The sequence below is a fragment of the Lutimonas sp. genome, from assembly GCF_051011215.1.
Taxonomy (GTDB): domain Bacteria; phylum Bacteroidota; class Bacteroidia; order Flavobacteriales; family Flavobacteriaceae; genus Lutimonas.
Map to the genome: position 1 here is coordinate 14,978 of NZ_JBPCUJ010000004.1, position 16,207 is coordinate 31,184.

The 16,207-nt window shown below is 38.8% G+C and carries 14 protein-coding genes; 13 read left to right on the plus strand and 1 reads right to left on the minus strand.

The features are described 5' to 3' along the window. Positions 1–8 precede the first annotated feature (8 nt). From ACR2MV_RS00195 to ACR2MV_RS00250, 12 genes are all read left to right on the plus strand, one after another. Positions 9–710 carry a GW dipeptide domain-containing protein gene (locus ACR2MV_RS00195; RefSeq protein ID WP_434019845.1) on the plus strand — a complete coding sequence of 234 codons (702 nt, stop codon included), beginning with the start codon at positions 9–11 and terminating at the stop codon, positions 708–710. Positions 711–794: 84 nt separating this feature from the next. Continuing rightward, positions 795–2,312: a TolB family protein gene (locus ACR2MV_RS00200; protein WP_434019846.1), complete on the plus strand. Its 1,518-nt coding sequence runs from the start codon at positions 795–797 to the stop codon at positions 2,310–2,312. A 21-nt stretch (positions 2,313–2,333) separates the two neighbouring features. Next, positions 2,334–3,197, plus strand: coding sequence for an alpha/beta hydrolase (locus ACR2MV_RS00205; RefSeq protein ID WP_434019847.1), 864 nt, complete (start codon positions 2,334–2,336; stop codon positions 3,195–3,197). 146 nt (positions 3,198–3,343) lie between these two features. Then, positions 3,344–4,111: an outer membrane lipoprotein-sorting protein gene (locus tag ACR2MV_RS00210; RefSeq protein WP_434019848.1), complete on the plus strand. Its 768-nt coding sequence runs from the start codon at positions 3,344–3,346 to the stop codon at positions 4,109–4,111. A 14-nt stretch (positions 4,112–4,125) separates the two neighbouring features. Beyond that, on the plus strand, positions 4,126–5,349 hold the full coding sequence (locus tag ACR2MV_RS00215; protein WP_434019849.1) for an ABC transporter permease: 1,224 nt from the start codon (positions 4,126–4,128) through the stop codon (positions 5,347–5,349). 2 nt (positions 5,350–5,351) lie between these two features. Beyond that, entirely contained in the window at positions 5,352–6,578 is a 1,227-nt protein-coding gene (locus tag ACR2MV_RS00220) for an ABC transporter permease (protein ID WP_434019850.1), read from the plus strand. 21 nt (positions 6,579–6,599) lie between these two features. Further along, the gene (locus ACR2MV_RS00225) at positions 6,600–7,286 is read left to right on the plus strand and encodes an ABC transporter ATP-binding protein (RefSeq protein ID WP_434019851.1); all 687 of its coding nucleotides are present in this window, start codon (positions 6,600–6,602) and stop codon (positions 7,284–7,286) included. Between the two features lie 36 nt (positions 7,287–7,322). Further along, complete coding sequence (locus tag ACR2MV_RS00230) at positions 7,323–8,483, plus strand: hypothetical protein (RefSeq protein WP_434019852.1); 1,161 nt, start codon at positions 7,323–7,325, stop codon at positions 8,481–8,483. 39 nt (positions 8,484–8,522) lie between these two features. Beyond that, positions 8,523–8,957, plus strand: a complete 435-nt coding sequence (locus ACR2MV_RS00235) for an SRPBCC family protein (RefSeq protein WP_434019853.1) — start codon at positions 8,523–8,525, stop codon at positions 8,955–8,957. Positions 8,958–8,997: 40 nt separating this feature from the next. Further along, complete coding sequence (locus ACR2MV_RS00240) at positions 8,998–10,467, plus strand: M20 family peptidase (RefSeq protein WP_434019854.1); 1,470 nt, start codon at positions 8,998–9,000, stop codon at positions 10,465–10,467. A gap of 93 nt (positions 10,468–10,560) precedes the next feature. Further along, on the plus strand, positions 10,561–12,501 hold the full coding sequence (locus tag ACR2MV_RS00245; RefSeq protein WP_434019855.1) for a YgiQ family radical SAM protein: 1,941 nt from the start codon (positions 10,561–10,563) through the stop codon (positions 12,499–12,501). 103 nt (positions 12,502–12,604) lie between these two features. Next, entirely contained in the window at positions 12,605–14,275 is a 1,671-nt protein-coding gene (locus tag ACR2MV_RS00250; protein ID WP_434019856.1) for a mechanosensitive ion channel family protein, read from the plus strand. A 2-nt stretch (positions 14,276–14,277) separates the two neighbouring features. Here ACR2MV_RS00250 and ACR2MV_RS00255 read toward each other — a convergent pair whose 3' ends face one another. Continuing rightward, positions 14,278–14,976 (minus strand): DUF4294 domain-containing protein, encoded by a 699-nt coding sequence (locus tag ACR2MV_RS00255; RefSeq protein WP_434019857.1) that lies wholly within the window; start codon positions 14,974–14,976, stop codon positions 14,278–14,280. Positions 14,977–15,109: 133 nt separating this feature from the next. On the opposite strand from ACR2MV_RS00255, the gene ACR2MV_RS00260 reads away from it, so the two are divergent. Continuing rightward, positions 15,110–16,198 (plus strand): M42 family metallopeptidase, encoded by a 1,089-nt coding sequence (locus ACR2MV_RS00260; RefSeq protein WP_434019858.1) that lies wholly within the window; start codon positions 15,110–15,112, stop codon positions 16,196–16,198. Positions 16,199–16,207 lie beyond the last annotated feature (9 nt).

The following is a 16,207-nucleotide window of genomic DNA, read 5'->3' on the forward strand; positions in this document are numbered from 1 at the left end:
TAAATACCATGAGAATATCAGTCTTGATTTTTTGTTTTGTTTTATTGGTTTCTTGTAACCAAAAGAAGAAGGATTATACACCTGTAGTTGATACAATTGCTCAGAATGAGGTTGTGATTAATGAAATTCAGCAAACGAGTGGTTACACCTATTTGCTTGTTCAAAATGGCGGTAAGGAATTCTGGATGGCTGTAGCTAAAATGGATGCCAAGGTAGGAGAAAAAATTTATTTTGTAGATGCCATGGAAATGCAGAATTTTGAAAGTAAGGAGCTGGGAAGGGTTTTCGAAAGTATTGTTTTTGTAGATAAAGTAAGTAAGAAACCTATTGATGCATCCAGTGCGAAAGAAGCCTTTATCGCTAAGAAAAAAGAAGCGAATAAGGCCTTGCTTGACAGTATAAAGTTAGACCCGGTAGCAGGTGGTCAGCAGATTGGAGAATTGTTTGAAAAGTCAGCGGACTACAATACTAAAAAAGTAAAAGTGCGAGGACAGGTTGTCAAAGTCAATGCTGATATCATGGATCGCAATTGGGTTCATTTGGTAGACGGTACAGAGGGACTTGGAAAGTCTGATATGACTTTTACTACACAAGAACTAGTGAAGGTAGGCGACACGGTCGTCCTGGAGGGTGTCCTGGCCCTTGACAGAGAATTTGGAGCCGGTTATACCTATCCTGTCATTGTAGAGGAGGCGGTACTTATCCAATAAGCAGGCAAAGAGAGTTTGGTTATTTTTTTCTACTTTTAGTATTCTTAATGAATACCAAATTGACACGACCGATAAATTATTATTATGAAAAAAAGATATTATCAAACCTACTTATTGCTGTTTCTTTTTATGATTTTTCAAAATAACATGCAAGGACAAAGCAAGACACTTGGAATCTTTTATAATCATCAGGACATTGGAGATGTAAAGTTGGCGGGAAATGTTTCATATCATAGTAATGATCAGGAGTATTTAATTGAAGGCTCAGGTGCGAATATGTGGTTTGCAGATGATCAGTTTCAGTTTCTTTGGAAATCTATTCAGGGAGACTTTATCCTTAGGGCAAAAGTCAGTTTTGTAGGAAAAGGTGTTGATCCCCATAGAAAATTAGGATGGATGGTCAGAAATAATTTACATGCAGATTCAGAACATGTGAATGCCTCTTTGCACGGAGATGGCTTGGTGTCTTTGCAGTATCGTAAGAAGGCTGGAGGAGATACCGAAGAATCATCATCAACTGACCTGATGCCGGATATCATTCAATTGGAGAGAAAGGGGAATACCTTTATAATGGGTACAGCCAAGATGGGGCAGCCATTGGTGAAGGTGGTATTGGAAGATTTTGATTTGAATAATGAAGTGTATGTGGGACTTTATGTTTGTTCACATAATGCCGATGTTGTTGAGAAAGCTATTTTTAGTAATGTCAGAATTATCAAACCTTTTAATGAGTCAAAAGAACAATATGAAGATTATATTGGAAGCAATTTGGAAATTTTGGATGTTGAGACCTTGGAACGAAAAGTCATATATAGGTCCAGTCATTCGATTCAGGCGCCTAATTGGACCGCTGACGGAAAAGCATTGATTTATAATTCCAATGGATACCTGTACAGGTATGATCTAAATAGTGAAAAGACTACCATGGTCAATACTGGTTTTGCGAATAGAAATAATAATGACCATGTGATATCCTTCGACGGCAGGCAAATTGCTATTAGTCATCACGACGATGAAGACAATGGCGATTCTGCCATATATACGCTCCCGGTGGAAGGAAGTGTCAGTCCTGTGCGTGTTACGAAAAAAGGATTGGGAGCTTCTTATTTGCACGGCTGGTCTTTAGACGGCAAATCCTTGCTTTTTACCGGAAGTCGAAATGAGCAATATGATATCTATAGCGTTGATATTGCCTCAGGAGAAGAAATACAATTGACCAATACATCAGGTTTGGATGACGGACCGGAATATGATCCTGCAGGAGAATTTATATATTTTAATTCCAATCGTTCCGGCACCATGCAATTGTATAAAATGAAGCCCGATGGAAGCGGTGTTCAGCAATTAACATTTGATGAACTAAATGATTGGTTTCCGCATATTTCTCCGGATGGCAAAGATATCATTTTTGTGTCCTTCGGTACTGATGTAGCATCCGGTGACCATCCTTTTTACAAGCATGTATACCTGAGAATGATGCCTGTTGCTGGAGGTGAGCCAAAAATTGTAAGCTATGTCTATGGAGGTCAGGGCACCATTAACGTTCCGAGCTGGTCTCCTGACAGTAAAAGAGTTGCTTTTGTGAGCAATACAGATCATTAATACCTGCATAAATTCTAAAAAATGAAGCATACCATCGTTCTATTTATCAGCCTTTTTTTTATGAATACATCTTTTGGTCAACAGGGAAAAGTGTTTGATGATGTAAGTTTGAAGAGTGAAATCCTTAATGGCGAGCGTAAATATGCCATTTATTTACCTCCTGATTACGATACCTCTTCCAGGAATTATCCAGTGCTGTATCTTTTGCATGGAGCAGGAGATGATCAGACGGGTTGGGTTCAGTTTGGTGAGGTTTTGAGAATAACTGACGAGGCTATTCGAAACGGTAAGGCGACTCCAATGATCATTGTTATGCCTGATGCCAATACGGGACAGCGCGGATATTTTAATGATATTGATGGGACCTGGAACTATGAAGATTTCTTTTTTGAAGAGTTGATGCCCCATGTTGAGGAGAAGTATCGTATCAAATCAGAGAAGAGATACAGAGCCGTTTCCGGACTTTCCATGGGAGGCGGAGGTTCATTTATGTATGCGTTGCACAGACCGGATTTATTTTCATCTGCGGTGCCATTAAGCGCTTATGCCGGGCCTTTAACCATAGAAGATCTAAAACAATATATAGATAAGGATACCTTGGCCAAGATATCCCAGGAAGAGTTGCAGACTTATTTTGAACAACACAATGCGGTAGAACTTGTGAAGAATATGGATCAAGAGAAAATTTCTTCGGTACGTTGGTACATCGACTGTGGCGATGATGATTTTTTGTATGAAGGAAATAGTTTGGTTCATATCGAAATGAAAAAGAAAGAAATTCCACATGAATACAGGGTTCGTGACGGAGCTCATAATTGGACCTACTGGCGCGAATCTCTGCCGGAAGTTCTTCATTTTGTCTCCCAGGCATTTCATCAGTATTAGTCGCTGACGTCCTTGAGCGGGCGCTTCATACGCAAGAATTTCTGCCCGATTGAAAACCATTGATCGTCGGATTAATTCACTGTCTTCTCTTGGTTTTAGTTGCTTAAAGCAGTATTTTTATAGCTCAATTCTACAAGCATTAAACTATGAAGTTTAAACACATTTCAATCACTTTGGTTTTCATTTTTTTTATCAGTCAGCTAGGCACAGAATTGTATGCTCAGGAACTGACGGCAGCCGAGATTATTCAAAAAGCAGATGAAAAGGTTCGAGGTAAAACCAATCATTCAATGATGGAGATGCAGATTATAAGACCCACATGGCAAAGAACTATCGCTATGAAAAGTTGGTCGAATGGCCTCGATTATTCCATGACATATATCACAGCTCCTGCCAAGGATAAAGGACAGGTTTTTATGAAACGGGAAACGGAGATGTGGAATTGGATGCCAAGTATCGGCAGAATGATAAAGATCCCTGCTTCCATGATGTCTCAGGGGTGGATGGGTTCAGATTATACCAATGATGATATATTGAAAGAGAGTTCTATTGTTAGAGATTATATACATAGCATAGAAAAGGAAGAGATTGTTGAAGGAAGGAATTGTTATAAGATCAAAATGATTCCAAAAGAGGAAGCCGCGGTGATATGGGCCAAGGTGTACAAGTGGATCACAAAGGATGAGTTTATTCAAATAAAATCTGAATATTTTGATGAAGATGAGGACTTGGTGAAGAGTGATTTTGGCTATGATTTTAAAGAAATGGATGGACGGTTGATTCCTTCGAGAATTGAAATTGTTCCTGCTGGAGAAGAAGGTAAAAAGACAGTTTTATTGTTGAAAGAAGTTCAGTTTGATATAGATTTACCCAGTACTTATTTTTCTCAACAGAATATGAAACGTATCAGATAGACCTAAATAATACCATGAGCACAACGCTTAAAATAGCCTGGCGAAATATCTGGCGAAACAAAAGAAGAACAATGATTACGATTGCCTCGATCATGTTTGCCTTGTTTTTTGCCATCATCATGCGTGGTTTTCAAAAGGGATCTTATGCAAAAATGAAAACAAATGCAGTGGAGTCCTATTCAGGTTATTTACAGATTCAGAATAAGGATTACTGGGATGACAAGAATATCAATAATACCATGGCCATTGATGCTACCCTTGTTAAAGAGTTGGCTGAAGATGACAGGGTTGTTGCCATCATCCCACGTTTGGAGTCCTTTGCGCTGGCATCTTCTGGAGCCTCTACAAAAGGGGTGGCCGTAATGGGTATCGATCCGGATAAGGAAGACAAAATGACAAAAGTGAAATCCTTTTTAAAAGAAGGATCTTTTTTAGATCAATCGGATAAAAGTATTTTAGTGGCTGAAGGTTTGGCCTCCTTTCTCAATGTAGGAGTTAATGATACCCTGGTTTTATTCTCATCAGGTTATCACGGAGCTACGGCAGCTGGATTGTATCCCATCAAAGGAATTTTAAAATTACCGACACCAGAAATGAACCGAAGTACTGTTTATTTATCTGTTGTTGAGGCACAGGATCTGTTTTCTGCCTATGACAGATATACTTCCTTGGTTTTTGATCTGAAAGATATGGAGCAGACCATGGCTGTTGAAAATGAGGTTCGCATGAAAATTGATGCGGATCAATACCAGGTGATGGGTTGGGAAAAAATGAACAAAGAATTGCTTCAAATGATTGAAACTGATAATGCCGGAGGCGTTATTATGATCGCTATTTTATACATGGTAATTGCTTTTGGTATTTTTGGAACAGTGTTAATGATGACCAATGAGCGTATGCGAGAATTTTCAGTGATGGTGGCCGTTGGCATGCAAAAAGTTCAGTTGGCAAAAGTTGTCATTGTAGAACTATTTTTTTTAACCGCGATGGCTGTTGCGGCTGGAATTATCATTAGCTTACCTGTGATGTTATATTTTTATCATAACCCCATAAGGTTTTCGGGCGATGCTGTTGAAGTGATGCAGGATTTTAATTTTGAGCCTATTCTACCCATGAGTATGGAGGGCAATATATTTGTGTTTCAGGGAATTGCAATCAGTATTCTAAGTTTGATTGCGATGTCTTATCCAACGATAAAGATTTTGAAATTGAAAGTAGTAGATGGATTAAGAAGTTAACTATGGTATTGTTTAAAATAGCTTGGCGGAGTATTTGGCGTAGTAAAATGAGATCTGCGGTGGTCATATTTGCCATAGCTTCCGGTTTGCTGGGAGGATTATTTTCCAGCGCCTGGATGAATGGAATGGCACAGCAACGTGTAAAGAATACCTTCGCTTATGAAATTGGCCATGTTCAGTTACATAATCCTGTTTATGCCGAAAATAATGACATTAAGGAAAGTATAAAAAACACCTCTGAAAAATTGCGAATTCTCGATACAATTCCAGGTGTTCGAGCAGTTACTGAGCGTATTTTAGTTACGGGAATGTCGGCGACCGCGAATAAAAACATGGGTGTCAATATCATTGGAGTTGATCCGGTTCAGGAGAAAGATGTTTTTGAAATTTATAAGAAAATCGATACCGCTTCAGGTGATTTTTTTGAAACAAAAAAGAAGAATTCAATTGTCATTTCAAGAGCTTTGGCAGAGGAGTTAAAGGCTCGGTTAAAATCGAAAATAGTGCTCACCTTTCAAGATTACAATGGTGAGATCACCGGAGCTGCTTTTAAGGTTGTGGGAATTTTTAAAACAGACAATAACCCTTGGGATAAAATGCATGTTTTTGTCCAGAACGACGATCTTAGAAGGGTGTTGGCACTTCCTGAGAATCAATCTCATGAGATAGTACTTGTGCTCGATGATTTTGAGAAAGCGGAAAGTGTTGCAACGACTTTACAATCCATATTTCCGGATGTGAAAGCCGAAGATTGGGCGGCTGTTTCTCCTTATTTAAGTTTGATGTCAGGTTATATGGATACCATGATGGGTTTGTTTATGATGATTATTCTCGGTGCGTTGGGATTTGGAATTGTCAATACCATGCTGATGGTTGTATTGGAAAGAACAAGAGAATTGGGAATGTTAATGGCTATAGGAATGAATCGCAGAAGAGTTTTTATAATGATCATGCTTGAAACAATTTGTCTTGCCCTGGTAGGTGCTTTTTTCGGTGAGATTCTGAGTTTGATTGTCATCAACTATTTTAATAAAACAGGTATTGATTTATCATCGGTCGCGGAAGGAATGGAAAGTGTCGGGTATGCCGCAGTTACCTATCCTATGCTTGAACCCTACAGGTATTTCCAAATAACGATTTTGGTCATTATAACTGGAATTCTGGCATCTATATACCCAGCGATCAAGGCTTTGAAGTTGCATCCTGCTGAGGCAATAAGGACCATTTAATTAATCAGGAAAGAAAAGATTATGAGTATTATTCAAATCAACAAACTTACAAAAACCTATCACGATACCGAGATCCCCGTGCATGCTGTAAATGGGATAGATCTTAGTTTTGAAATTGGTGAATTTGCTGCTATAGTGGGACCTTCTGGATGTGGTAAAACCACTTTGATGAATATGATCGGTGGTCTTGAGGTACCTACTTCAGGTAAAGTAATTGTGGATGGAAGTGTTATGTCAGAATTGTCCTCAAACGATTTGATCGATTTTCGTTTAAATAATATTGGCTTTGTATTTCAGGCTTATAATTTGATTCCGGTTCTGACTGCGAAGGAGAATGTAGAATTCATCATGCAATTGCAAAACTGGGACAAAAAGAAAATGGATGAGAGGACAATTTCCCTATTAGAATCTGTAGGTCTAGGAGAAAAGTTACACAGCAAACCAAATCAATTATCAGGAGGTCAGCAACAACGTGTGGCAGTGGCAAGGGCCCTGGCATCTAAACCAAAGTTTATTTTAGCGGATGAACCCACGGCAAATTTAGATTCAACGGCCACAAAGCAGTTGCTGGACATCATGGAACGATTAAACAGGGAAGAACAGATTACCTTTATTTTTGCAACCCACGATCAACGAGTGATGGACAAGGCAAGAAGGGTGGTTACGCTGGATGATGGAAAGGTGATTTCAGATGTTGTCAAATCTTGAAACCGGTCAAATAATTGAATAAAAGGGCGTAGAACAATGCTAAGAAATCTGCTTTTTACTGTGGTGTTCTCAGTGAGCTTTGTAATGGGAGCCCAGGAGAAGCTTATGATGAAAGGATATGTAAAGGGCATGACGATTATGCAAACCGTAGGGGATGATGGTGAAATGGCGCTTGAAAATGTAGTTCATAACAGGTTTGACGTCAATTGGTTTATCTCTGATAAATTCACGTTCACCGGAGGATTAAGAAATAGGATTATAATTGGGAATAACGTGAGTCTGATACCGGGCTATGCCGATTATGTTGCCAGGGATAATGGTTATTTTAATTTATCCTGGGTGTGGGCAGAAAATACGTCATGGATTGGCCTTTCCCAACTCGATAGATTGATGTTGGATTATACTACAGGGAACCTGCAGGTTACTGTTGGTAGACAACGAATCAACTGGGGGCAGACTTTTGTCTGGAATCCAAATGATCTTTTTAACACCTATTCCTATTTTGATTTTGATTATGAAGAGAAACCCGGAAGTGATGCCGTCAGGTTGCAATATTATATCGGGATGTCAAGTAAAATTGAATTGTCAACTTCTCTTAATTCAGAAAGTGAATTAACTTCTGTGCTCTTGTATCGGTTCAATACCAAAGGCTATGATATACAATTTCTCGGAGGTGTTTTTACGGAATCTGACTATGTATTGGGTGGAGGATTTTCAGGAAGCATCGGTGGAGGTGGATTTAGTGGTGAGCTCACTTATTTTCATCCAATGGATGATGAAGATGAGTCAGGAACGGCAACAGCTACAATTCATTATGATTATACATTTAAGAGTTCTTTAAATTTGCAGTTTGAAACATTGTATAATGGTTTTGGGGCTGAAAACTTTTCAAGTGGATTGGGAGATATTTTGTTTCAGGACCTGAGCCCAAAGAATTTGTTCCCAACCAGGCTCGCTTTTTTTGGATCCGGAGCCTACGACGTCAGTCCATTGTTCAGAGTGATGTTGGCAGGTATGTACGGACCTGAAGGAAATTTTATGTATGTTGGTCCTACCTTGACATATTCCATTTCAGACACCATGGAATTAGCAGGAATAGGTCAATACTATAGCATGGACGAAGTACTGGATGAAAATGGAAATCCCCTGGTAAGCAGCGGAACAGCTATTTTTATTAGATTTAAATGGTCTTTCTGAACCGGCAGAGAAGGTCTAAAGATTAAAAGCAATGTAACAATGAAAGAAATCAAAACGGAAATAATTATGAACGCAAGACCCGAGAAGGTTTGGCAGGTCCTCACAGATTTTAAAGCATATCCCGAATGGAATCCCTTTATAACTTCTATTGAAGGAGAGGTGTTTGAGGGCGCTAGATTCAAAGTCAAACTCCAGCCTTTAGGTTCTGGCAGCATGCAATTCAAACCAGTTTGTTTGAGTTATAATGAAAATCATGAATTTAGCTGGATAGGCAAACTAGTAACAAAAGGTGTTTTTGACGGAAAACATTGTTTTGAATTGGAGGCTTTAGACAATGGAAAGACAAAGTTTATTCAGCGGGAAGAGTTCAAAGGATTTTTAGTGCCTTTATTTTGGAAGAAATTGGATGTGAATACTCGGTGGTCTTTTGAAATGATGAATGATAAACTCAAGGAAAGAGTAGAAAAAATGTAAGTTTGCGGCTTCGTTCGAATCTAAAAAAAATGACTCAGGTATGAAATTGATCAAAAAACTATCCTTGTTACTTATTGTTGCTTTAGTTGTGATTGTAGGCTATGTTTTATACACTACTTTTTCCGCTGAATCCAGGCAAATGCAGGTAGAGGCTGCGAATAGACCACTTCTCGTTAGAGATGTATTGAAAAATTTTTCAGAGGGGATTCAGTTGCAGACGGTATCTCCCGAAGACTTGAAGGATTTTGATTCTATTCAATTTGTAAAATTCAATGATTTTTTAAGCCGTACTTACCCAATGTCAGATTCCCTGTTGGAACATGAAATTATCAATGATTTTAGCCACTTGTATTTTTGGGAAGGATCAGATACCAGCTTGGAACCGGTTATATTAATGGGACACCTGGACGTGGTTCCGGTTATCGATGAAAACAGAAGGTACTGGAAACAAGATCCTTTTGCTGGAGCAGTTGTAAATGACACGCTGTGGGGTAGAGGAACTATGGATGATAAGGTAGGTGTACTTGGAATTTTGGAGTCCGTGGAAGCCTTGCTTCTTAAAGGGCATCAACCAAAGCGAAGTATGTATCTGGCATTTGGCCACGACGAAGAAATAGGAGGCATTAACGGAGCAAAGGCAATTGCTGCACATTTAGATTCCCTGGGTGTTCAGGCAGCATTTATCTTAGATGAAGGAGGCATTATCTCTAGTGGAATGGTACCTGGAATTGAAAAGGATGTAGCGCTGATCGGCGTTGCTGAAAAAGGATCTGTCTCCATACAATTATCTATTGAAATTGAAGGAGGACATTCTTCAATGCCAGGAAAAGAAACCGCCATAGATGTATTATCGGAGGCCATTCATAAATTAAAAGCAAACCCATTTCCAGCCTATATCTCACCACCAATAGAAGGTTTTTTGGAATACCTGGGCCCGGAAATGTCCTTTGTCAATAGGATGGCTTTTGCAAATGCAGGACTCTTTGAAAAAATGATTGTGAGTGTGTATGAAGGCTCAGCTTCAGGGAATGCCCTGGTAAGAACAACAACATCTCCTACCATATTTAACAGTGGTGTGAAAGACAATATTATTCCTTTAACTGCAAAGGCTACGGTAAACTTCAGAATAATAACGGGTTCATCCATTGCGGAGGTAAAGGAGCGGATTCGCAGTGTCATTGACGATGATAGAATTAAAATTGATGAAGGAAATTTCAATACAGAACCATCCAAAGTGTCTTCCTATAAAGCTCCGGGTTTTACCATGTTGCATAAAACAATTGCTGAAGTTTATCCGGAGGCATTGGTGAGTCCTTATATGGTGGTGGCAGCGACTGATGCCAGGCATTATGGTCAACTATCAGATCAGATTTACAGATTTCTTCCCACAAGGATCAACAAGTCCAATGTGAAATCCATACATGGATTGAATGAGCGCATTGCAGTTGCAGACTATGAGACAGCGGTTTATTTTTATACCCAGCTGATAAAAAATGCAACTGCTGAATAGCAGGAATCCAAGAGATTTATTTTTTAAAATCCCCTAACGTTATTCTGTTTTTTCACTGGTGCTGTATGTTTGAAATAACCGTATCTTTGCAAAATGCAAAAAACACATCAATTATCAGATTGGTTGCCGACGACTCGAAGAGAAATGAAGATTCGAGGCTGGGAAGATCTGGATGTAATTATATTTAGCGGGGATGCTTATGTTGATCATGCGGCTTTCGGACCTGCGGCCTTGGGACGTATTCTGGAAAGTTATGGTTTGCGTGTTGCAATTGTCCCTCAGCCCAATGTGAACGACAACCTACAGGATTTTGAAAAGTTAGGTACGCCAAATTTATTTTTTGCAGTGACTTCCGGAGCCATGGATTCTATGGTGAGTAATTATACGGCCAACAAGAGAAGGAGGGACAAGGACGCCTATACGCCGAATGGAGACAAAGGCTTTAGACCGGATTATGCAACCTCCGTTTACAGTACAATTCTCAAAGAAAAATTTCCGGATGTTCCCGTTGTGATCGGTGGAATTGAGGCTTCATTAAGACGTGTGACTCATTATGATTTTTGGAGTGACTCCCTGAAACCAAATATTCTGGTGGATTCAAAGGCGGATCTTTTGGTCTATGGAATGGGCGAACAACCCTTAAGAGAATTGGTGAGTCTGTTGAAGAAAGGAGTTCCTTTTGAATCCATTAAAACAATTAAGCAAACAGCTTTTTTATTAGATTCAAATGATAGTTTGCCGAAGAACAAACATTGGGAGGATAAGGAAATTAGCTCACATGAGGCCTGTTTAAGGGATAAGAAAACATTTGCAGCGAATTTCAAAACAATAGAACAGGAATCAAATAAAATTCACGGGAGAAGAATTCTTCAAAGAGTGGGGGAACAGATGCTGGTGATCAATCCGGTTTTTCCAACCATGACGGAGAAGGAGATTGATGCTTCGTATGATCTGCCTTTTACCCGATTACCGCACCCCAAATATGATAAAAGAGGTCCCATTCCTGCTTATGAAATGATCAAGTTTTCGATCAATACACACAGGGGTTGTTTTGGAGGTTGCAGTTTTTGCACAATCTCAGCCCATCAAGGTAAATTTATTGCAAGTAGGAGTCAGGAGTCGGTACTGAAAGAGGTACAGGCTGTTTCTGAAATGCCTGATTTTAAAGGATATTTATCTGACGTAGGAGGCCCGTCTGCCAATATGTATCAGATGAAAGGGAAGGTACAAAGCATTTGTGATAGCTGTGTGGCACCCTCGTGTATTTCACCAGTGATTTGTCATAACTTGGACACATCTCATAAACCAATGACCGAATTATATCAGGCCATTGATAAGAATCCAAAAATTAAGAAATCTTTTATAGGCAGTGGTATTCGCTATGATATGCTGGTGCCTGAGTTTAATAAAAATGCGGATCCGAAAGAATTAGATGATTATACTGAAGAGGTGTTGACCAAACACGTTTCAGGAAGGTTAAAAGTTGCTCCCGAGCACACATCAGATCCGGTATTAAAGTTGATGAGAAAACCTTCTTTTTCTTATTTCCATGAATTCAAGAAAACCTTTGATAAGATTAATCTCAGGAAGAAGCTGAATCTGCAGTTGATTCCTTATTTTATTTCAAACCATCCGGAGAGCCAATTGGAAGATATGGCGAACCTTGCTGCTGAGACAAAGGACATGGGTTTTCAACTGGAACAGGTGCAGGGATTTACGCCAACGCCTATGACAGTCGCAACCGTGATATATTATAGTGGCTATCATCCTTATACCTTGAAAAAATCCTATGTGCCGAAATCTAAAAAAGAAAAAGATGAACAACATCGATTCTTTTTCTGGTACAAAAAAGAAAACCGCAACTGGATTCGAAATACCCTCCAAAAAGTTGGGAGAAATGACCTGATAGAAAGACTTATACCCATTGATTCTAAAAGATCGGATAATGCTTCCAGGAAAGGCAAAGGTAAAGGAAACAACAAAGGAGGATATACCAGTATTTTAAAAAATAAGCGCAAACCTTCCCGTTCCTAATGACCAATTCTGTAGGTTAAAAAGGCTGTAATTTGTTAGTCCTTAAACAAAGCTTTTTAATTAACTTTATTTCGTTAAATTAGCCCTATCCAAACTTTTTGATATGAAAAAATTACTCTTTTTATTGCTGTTGGTTGGTTTCTATTCTTTTGCGCAGAAAGATCAGAAGGTTGACCTAAGCACGCCGAATGCTACACTGTATACCCATATTTATTTTTTGATGCCAGAGAACTATGACATTGAAAAGTCTGCTTCAACTGTTCGAGGACTTCCGAAAGGCGAAGCTCAGTTTGTCGCTAAAAGAATTAAGGAGATTTTTGATGGAAACGGATTGATCATAGATTTTTCAAAAGTTCCGATTGATGCGAATTATATAGATACGGTTGATTTTGGTGTCAGAACGCTGGAGCACAATGCGAATCGCTATGCCCCTTTTCCTGTGAGGCTTCCCGAAGTGTATATCGAAAAGCAAGGAAATCGCTGGTATTTTTCAGAAGAAACAATTGAGAATCTTGATAAAGTATATAAAGATACCTTTCCCATAGAATTTTCATGGTTTAATGAACGGTTCCCAGAGTTCTTTAAGACGACTGTGAATGATGTTTTGATTTGGAAACCAATTGCAGTATTGATTACAATCATTATTTCGGTGATCCTTTACTATATACTTGAACCTATCATGTTCTTTTTGTTGAGGGTGTTTCAACGCTTGTTTTTTAGAAAAATTTCTGATGGAAAGACCATGGCTGTTTTACATGAATTAGCCAAACCCATAGTTTTTATAGTCATTATACGATTCATAAACAAGGTATTACCATCTTTACAAATGGTCAAACTGAATGCTTTGATGTTAACCGGTCTTAGGATAGCCGAAACTGTATTTTGGATTTTTGTTGTTCTTAAATTACTCAAAGTAGTGCTTAATTTTTACCATGAACACAATCCGGAAGAGAAAACGAAATTAGACAGACAACTGGCACCTATTTTAAATAAAGTGATGCAGGGTATTGTCGTTTTAATTGGTTTCTTGCATATTCTAACACTTTTTGGAGTTGATCCGGGAACTGTTTTAGCAGGTGCCTCTATTGGTGGGGTAGCTGTAGCCTTTGCCGCACAGGATTCTGTGAAGAATTTAATAGGAACGATGGTGATCTTTTTAGATAAACCATTTCAACTCGACGACTGGATTGAATTTGGAGGTGTTGAAGGTTCTGTGGAAAGGGTAGGATTTCGATCCACTAAAATACGCGCAGCCGATACCACTCTGTATCAGGTGCCGAATAGCAAAATATCAGAAGCAGATATAAATAATAAAGGGCTGAGAGTTTTTAGAAGATATACGACGGAAGTAGGGGTAAGGTATGATACGCCACCAGATTTGATGGAAGCATTTATAGAAGGCATCAAGAAACTGATTGCCATGCATCCTTCCACTAAAAGTCAGTCGTACAATGTAGATTTTATATCCTTTGGATCTTCTTCCTTAAACATTATGATCAATGTGTATTTTAAAGGTCTTGATTGGGGTGAGGAGCAAGAATCCAAACACATTCTTCATATGGGAATTGTTCGGTTGGCAGCGGCCTTAGGTGTCGAATTCGCCTTCCCATCTACGACGATGATGATAGAAGAATTTCCGGGGCAGGAATCTTTGGCGCCAAAATACATGACAGATAAAGCGGATATTGACAAACAGGTTAAAATGATTTCTGATGATTTTGCAGACAGGGAACACCGAATGGACCCCAATGCATCCACGTTGCCTGGCGGCTGATGCTATTTCATGTATTTATCAATATAATCTGAAATTTCTTTCTCAATATCGATGTCATGATATTGGGAAAGAAGTTCGAAATAGTCAATGTCGATTTTCGGCTCTTGCTTTTCCAGCGTACCATTGATAAATGATCTTTGAAGAATATCTTCTACAATAAAATCCAACCCTTCCTCGGCAGGCAGGTATTCCTTTTTTAAGGATAATCGGAACATGTTGGCTGTTGAATTATACCAAAAGGCCTTCCAGCCACTTCTGTATTCTTTGATCAATTCATACATGGTTTCCCCTGTTTGACGGTGAATTAGTTTGATAAGAATTCTACCTTCGGTTTTGGTTAGTTTTTTTAATTGCTCAGAAAACTCACCCTCCATATAGGCTTGTATATTTTTAATTTTTTTCTTTCTTTTTCGATTCGATTTTATTCCTTCCAGCTCTTGATTGATATGCAACAGGGTATCCGATGCCATTTTTGCAAAAGGGTAGGCCTTTTGAACTTTTTTATAATACCAGTAATAATAGCGGCGCTCTTTTTTGGATTTAAATTCTCGACGATCTAATACCAATACCTCGTCGAGAGGAATGGTAAGGGAATCATTTTTGATGATATAAAACTCATCTATAGATTGCTTATTCTCTTGTTTTTGAGCAAACAGAAAAACAGGCAAAAATAATACTAGGATGACAAAATTCTTTTTCATAGAGCCAGTCTCAATTCATTCATTTAATTGTACCACGACAAGGTCGTTCAACTGATGTACAAATTTAGCAATATGTCTGTTGTTTTCTCTTAATATTATGTGATATTTCTTAATTTCGTACAAAACTATAAACATGGCGAACAAGAAAATTCTCAATAAGAAATCAATATCATTTTTAGAAAAATATTTGAATAATCCTTCACCTACCGGATATGAATCCGAAGGTCAGAAAATATGGATGGATTATTTAAAACCCTATGTAGATGAATTTATTACCGATAATTATGGGACAGCCGTAGGAGTTATCAACCCTGATGCGGAATTTAAAGTAGTGATCGAGGGGCATGCGGATGAGATTTCCTGGTATGTGAATTATATTACTGAAGACGGATTGATATATGTGATCAGAAATGGAGGAAGTGACCATCAGATCGCGCCGTCAAAAAGAGTAGATATTCATACGAAAAAAGGTATTGTAAAAGGAATTTTTGGCTGGCCGGCTATTCATACGAGGAACAAAGGGAAAGAGGAGCCGCCAAAATTGGATAATATCTTTATTGACGTGGGTTGTAAATCAAAAGATGAGGTCTTGAAATTAGGTGTACACGTAGGTTGTGTGATCACATATCCTGACGAATTTATGATCCTCAATGAGAATAATTTTGTGTGCAGGGCTTTGGACAATCGCATGGGTGGTTTTATGATTGCGGAAGTAGCTCGATTACTGTCAGAAAACAAGAAAAAATTACCTTTTGGACTTTATATAACAAACTCAGTTCAGGAAGAAATCGGACTTCGAGGTGCTGAAATGATCACACATACCATTCAGCCAAGCATGGCTATTGTTACAGATGTTTGTCATGATACAACAACACCAATGATCGATAAAAAGAAGGAAGGCGAAACCAAATCGGGTGATGGACCGGTAATTTCTTACGCGCCGGCAGTTCAGAATAATGTCCGTGAACTAATTATAGAAACAGCAGAGAAGCATGAGATTCCTTTCCAACGACTCGCGGCTTCGAGAGCCACGGGAACGGATACGGATGCCTTTGCTTACTCAAACGGAGGCGTTCCTTCGGCCTTGATTTCTTTGGCATTAAGGTATATGCATACCACAGTAGAGATGGTTCACAGAGATGATGTTGAGAATGTGATTCGATTAATTTATGAATCCTTGCTTGCCATAGACCCTAAAAAGGGATTCAGTTATTTTGAATAGGATTTAATT

Excerpts from the sequence above, each read along its gene's own strand:
- ACR2MV_RS00195 (WP_434019845.1), top strand. The coding sequence starts at position 9 with ATGAGAATATCAGTCTTGATTTTTTGTTTTGTTTTATTGGTTTCTTGT.
- ACR2MV_RS00200 (WP_434019846.1), top strand. The coding sequence starts at position 795 with ATGAAAAAAAGATATTATCAAACCTACTTATTGCTGTTTCTTTTTATG.
- ACR2MV_RS00205 (WP_434019847.1), top strand. The coding sequence starts at position 2,334 with ATGAAGCATACCATCGTTCTATTTATCAGCCTTTTTTTTATGAATACA.
- ACR2MV_RS00210 (WP_434019848.1), top strand. The coding sequence starts at position 3,344 with ATGAAGTTTAAACACATTTCAATCACTTTGGTTTTCATTTTTTTTATC.
- ACR2MV_RS00215 (WP_434019849.1), top strand. The coding sequence starts at position 4,126 with ATGAGCACAACGCTTAAAATAGCCTGGCGAAATATCTGGCGAAACAAA.
- ACR2MV_RS00220 (WP_434019850.1), top strand. The coding sequence starts at position 5,352 with ATGGTATTGTTTAAAATAGCTTGGCGGAGTATTTGGCGTAGTAAAATG.
- ACR2MV_RS00225 (WP_434019851.1), top strand. The coding sequence starts at position 6,600 with ATGAGTATTATTCAAATCAACAAACTTACAAAAACCTATCACGATACC.
- ACR2MV_RS00230 (WP_434019852.1), top strand. The coding sequence starts at position 7,323 with ATGCTAAGAAATCTGCTTTTTACTGTGGTGTTCTCAGTGAGCTTTGTA.
- ACR2MV_RS00235 (WP_434019853.1), top strand. The coding sequence starts at position 8,523 with ATGAAAGAAATCAAAACGGAAATAATTATGAACGCAAGACCCGAGAAG.
- ACR2MV_RS00240 (WP_434019854.1), top strand. The coding sequence starts at position 8,998 with ATGAAATTGATCAAAAAACTATCCTTGTTACTTATTGTTGCTTTAGTT.
- ACR2MV_RS00245 (WP_434019855.1), top strand. The coding sequence starts at position 10,561 with ATGCAAAAAACACATCAATTATCAGATTGGTTGCCGACGACTCGAAGA.
- ACR2MV_RS00250 (WP_434019856.1), top strand. The coding sequence starts at position 12,605 with ATGAAAAAATTACTCTTTTTATTGCTGTTGGTTGGTTTCTATTCTTTT.
- ACR2MV_RS00255 (WP_434019857.1), bottom strand. The coding sequence starts at position 14,976 with ATGAAAAAGAATTTTGTCATCCTAGTATTATTTTTGCCTGTTTTTCTG.
- ACR2MV_RS00260 (WP_434019858.1), top strand. The coding sequence starts at position 15,110 with ATGGCGAACAAGAAAATTCTCAATAAGAAATCAATATCATTTTTAGAA.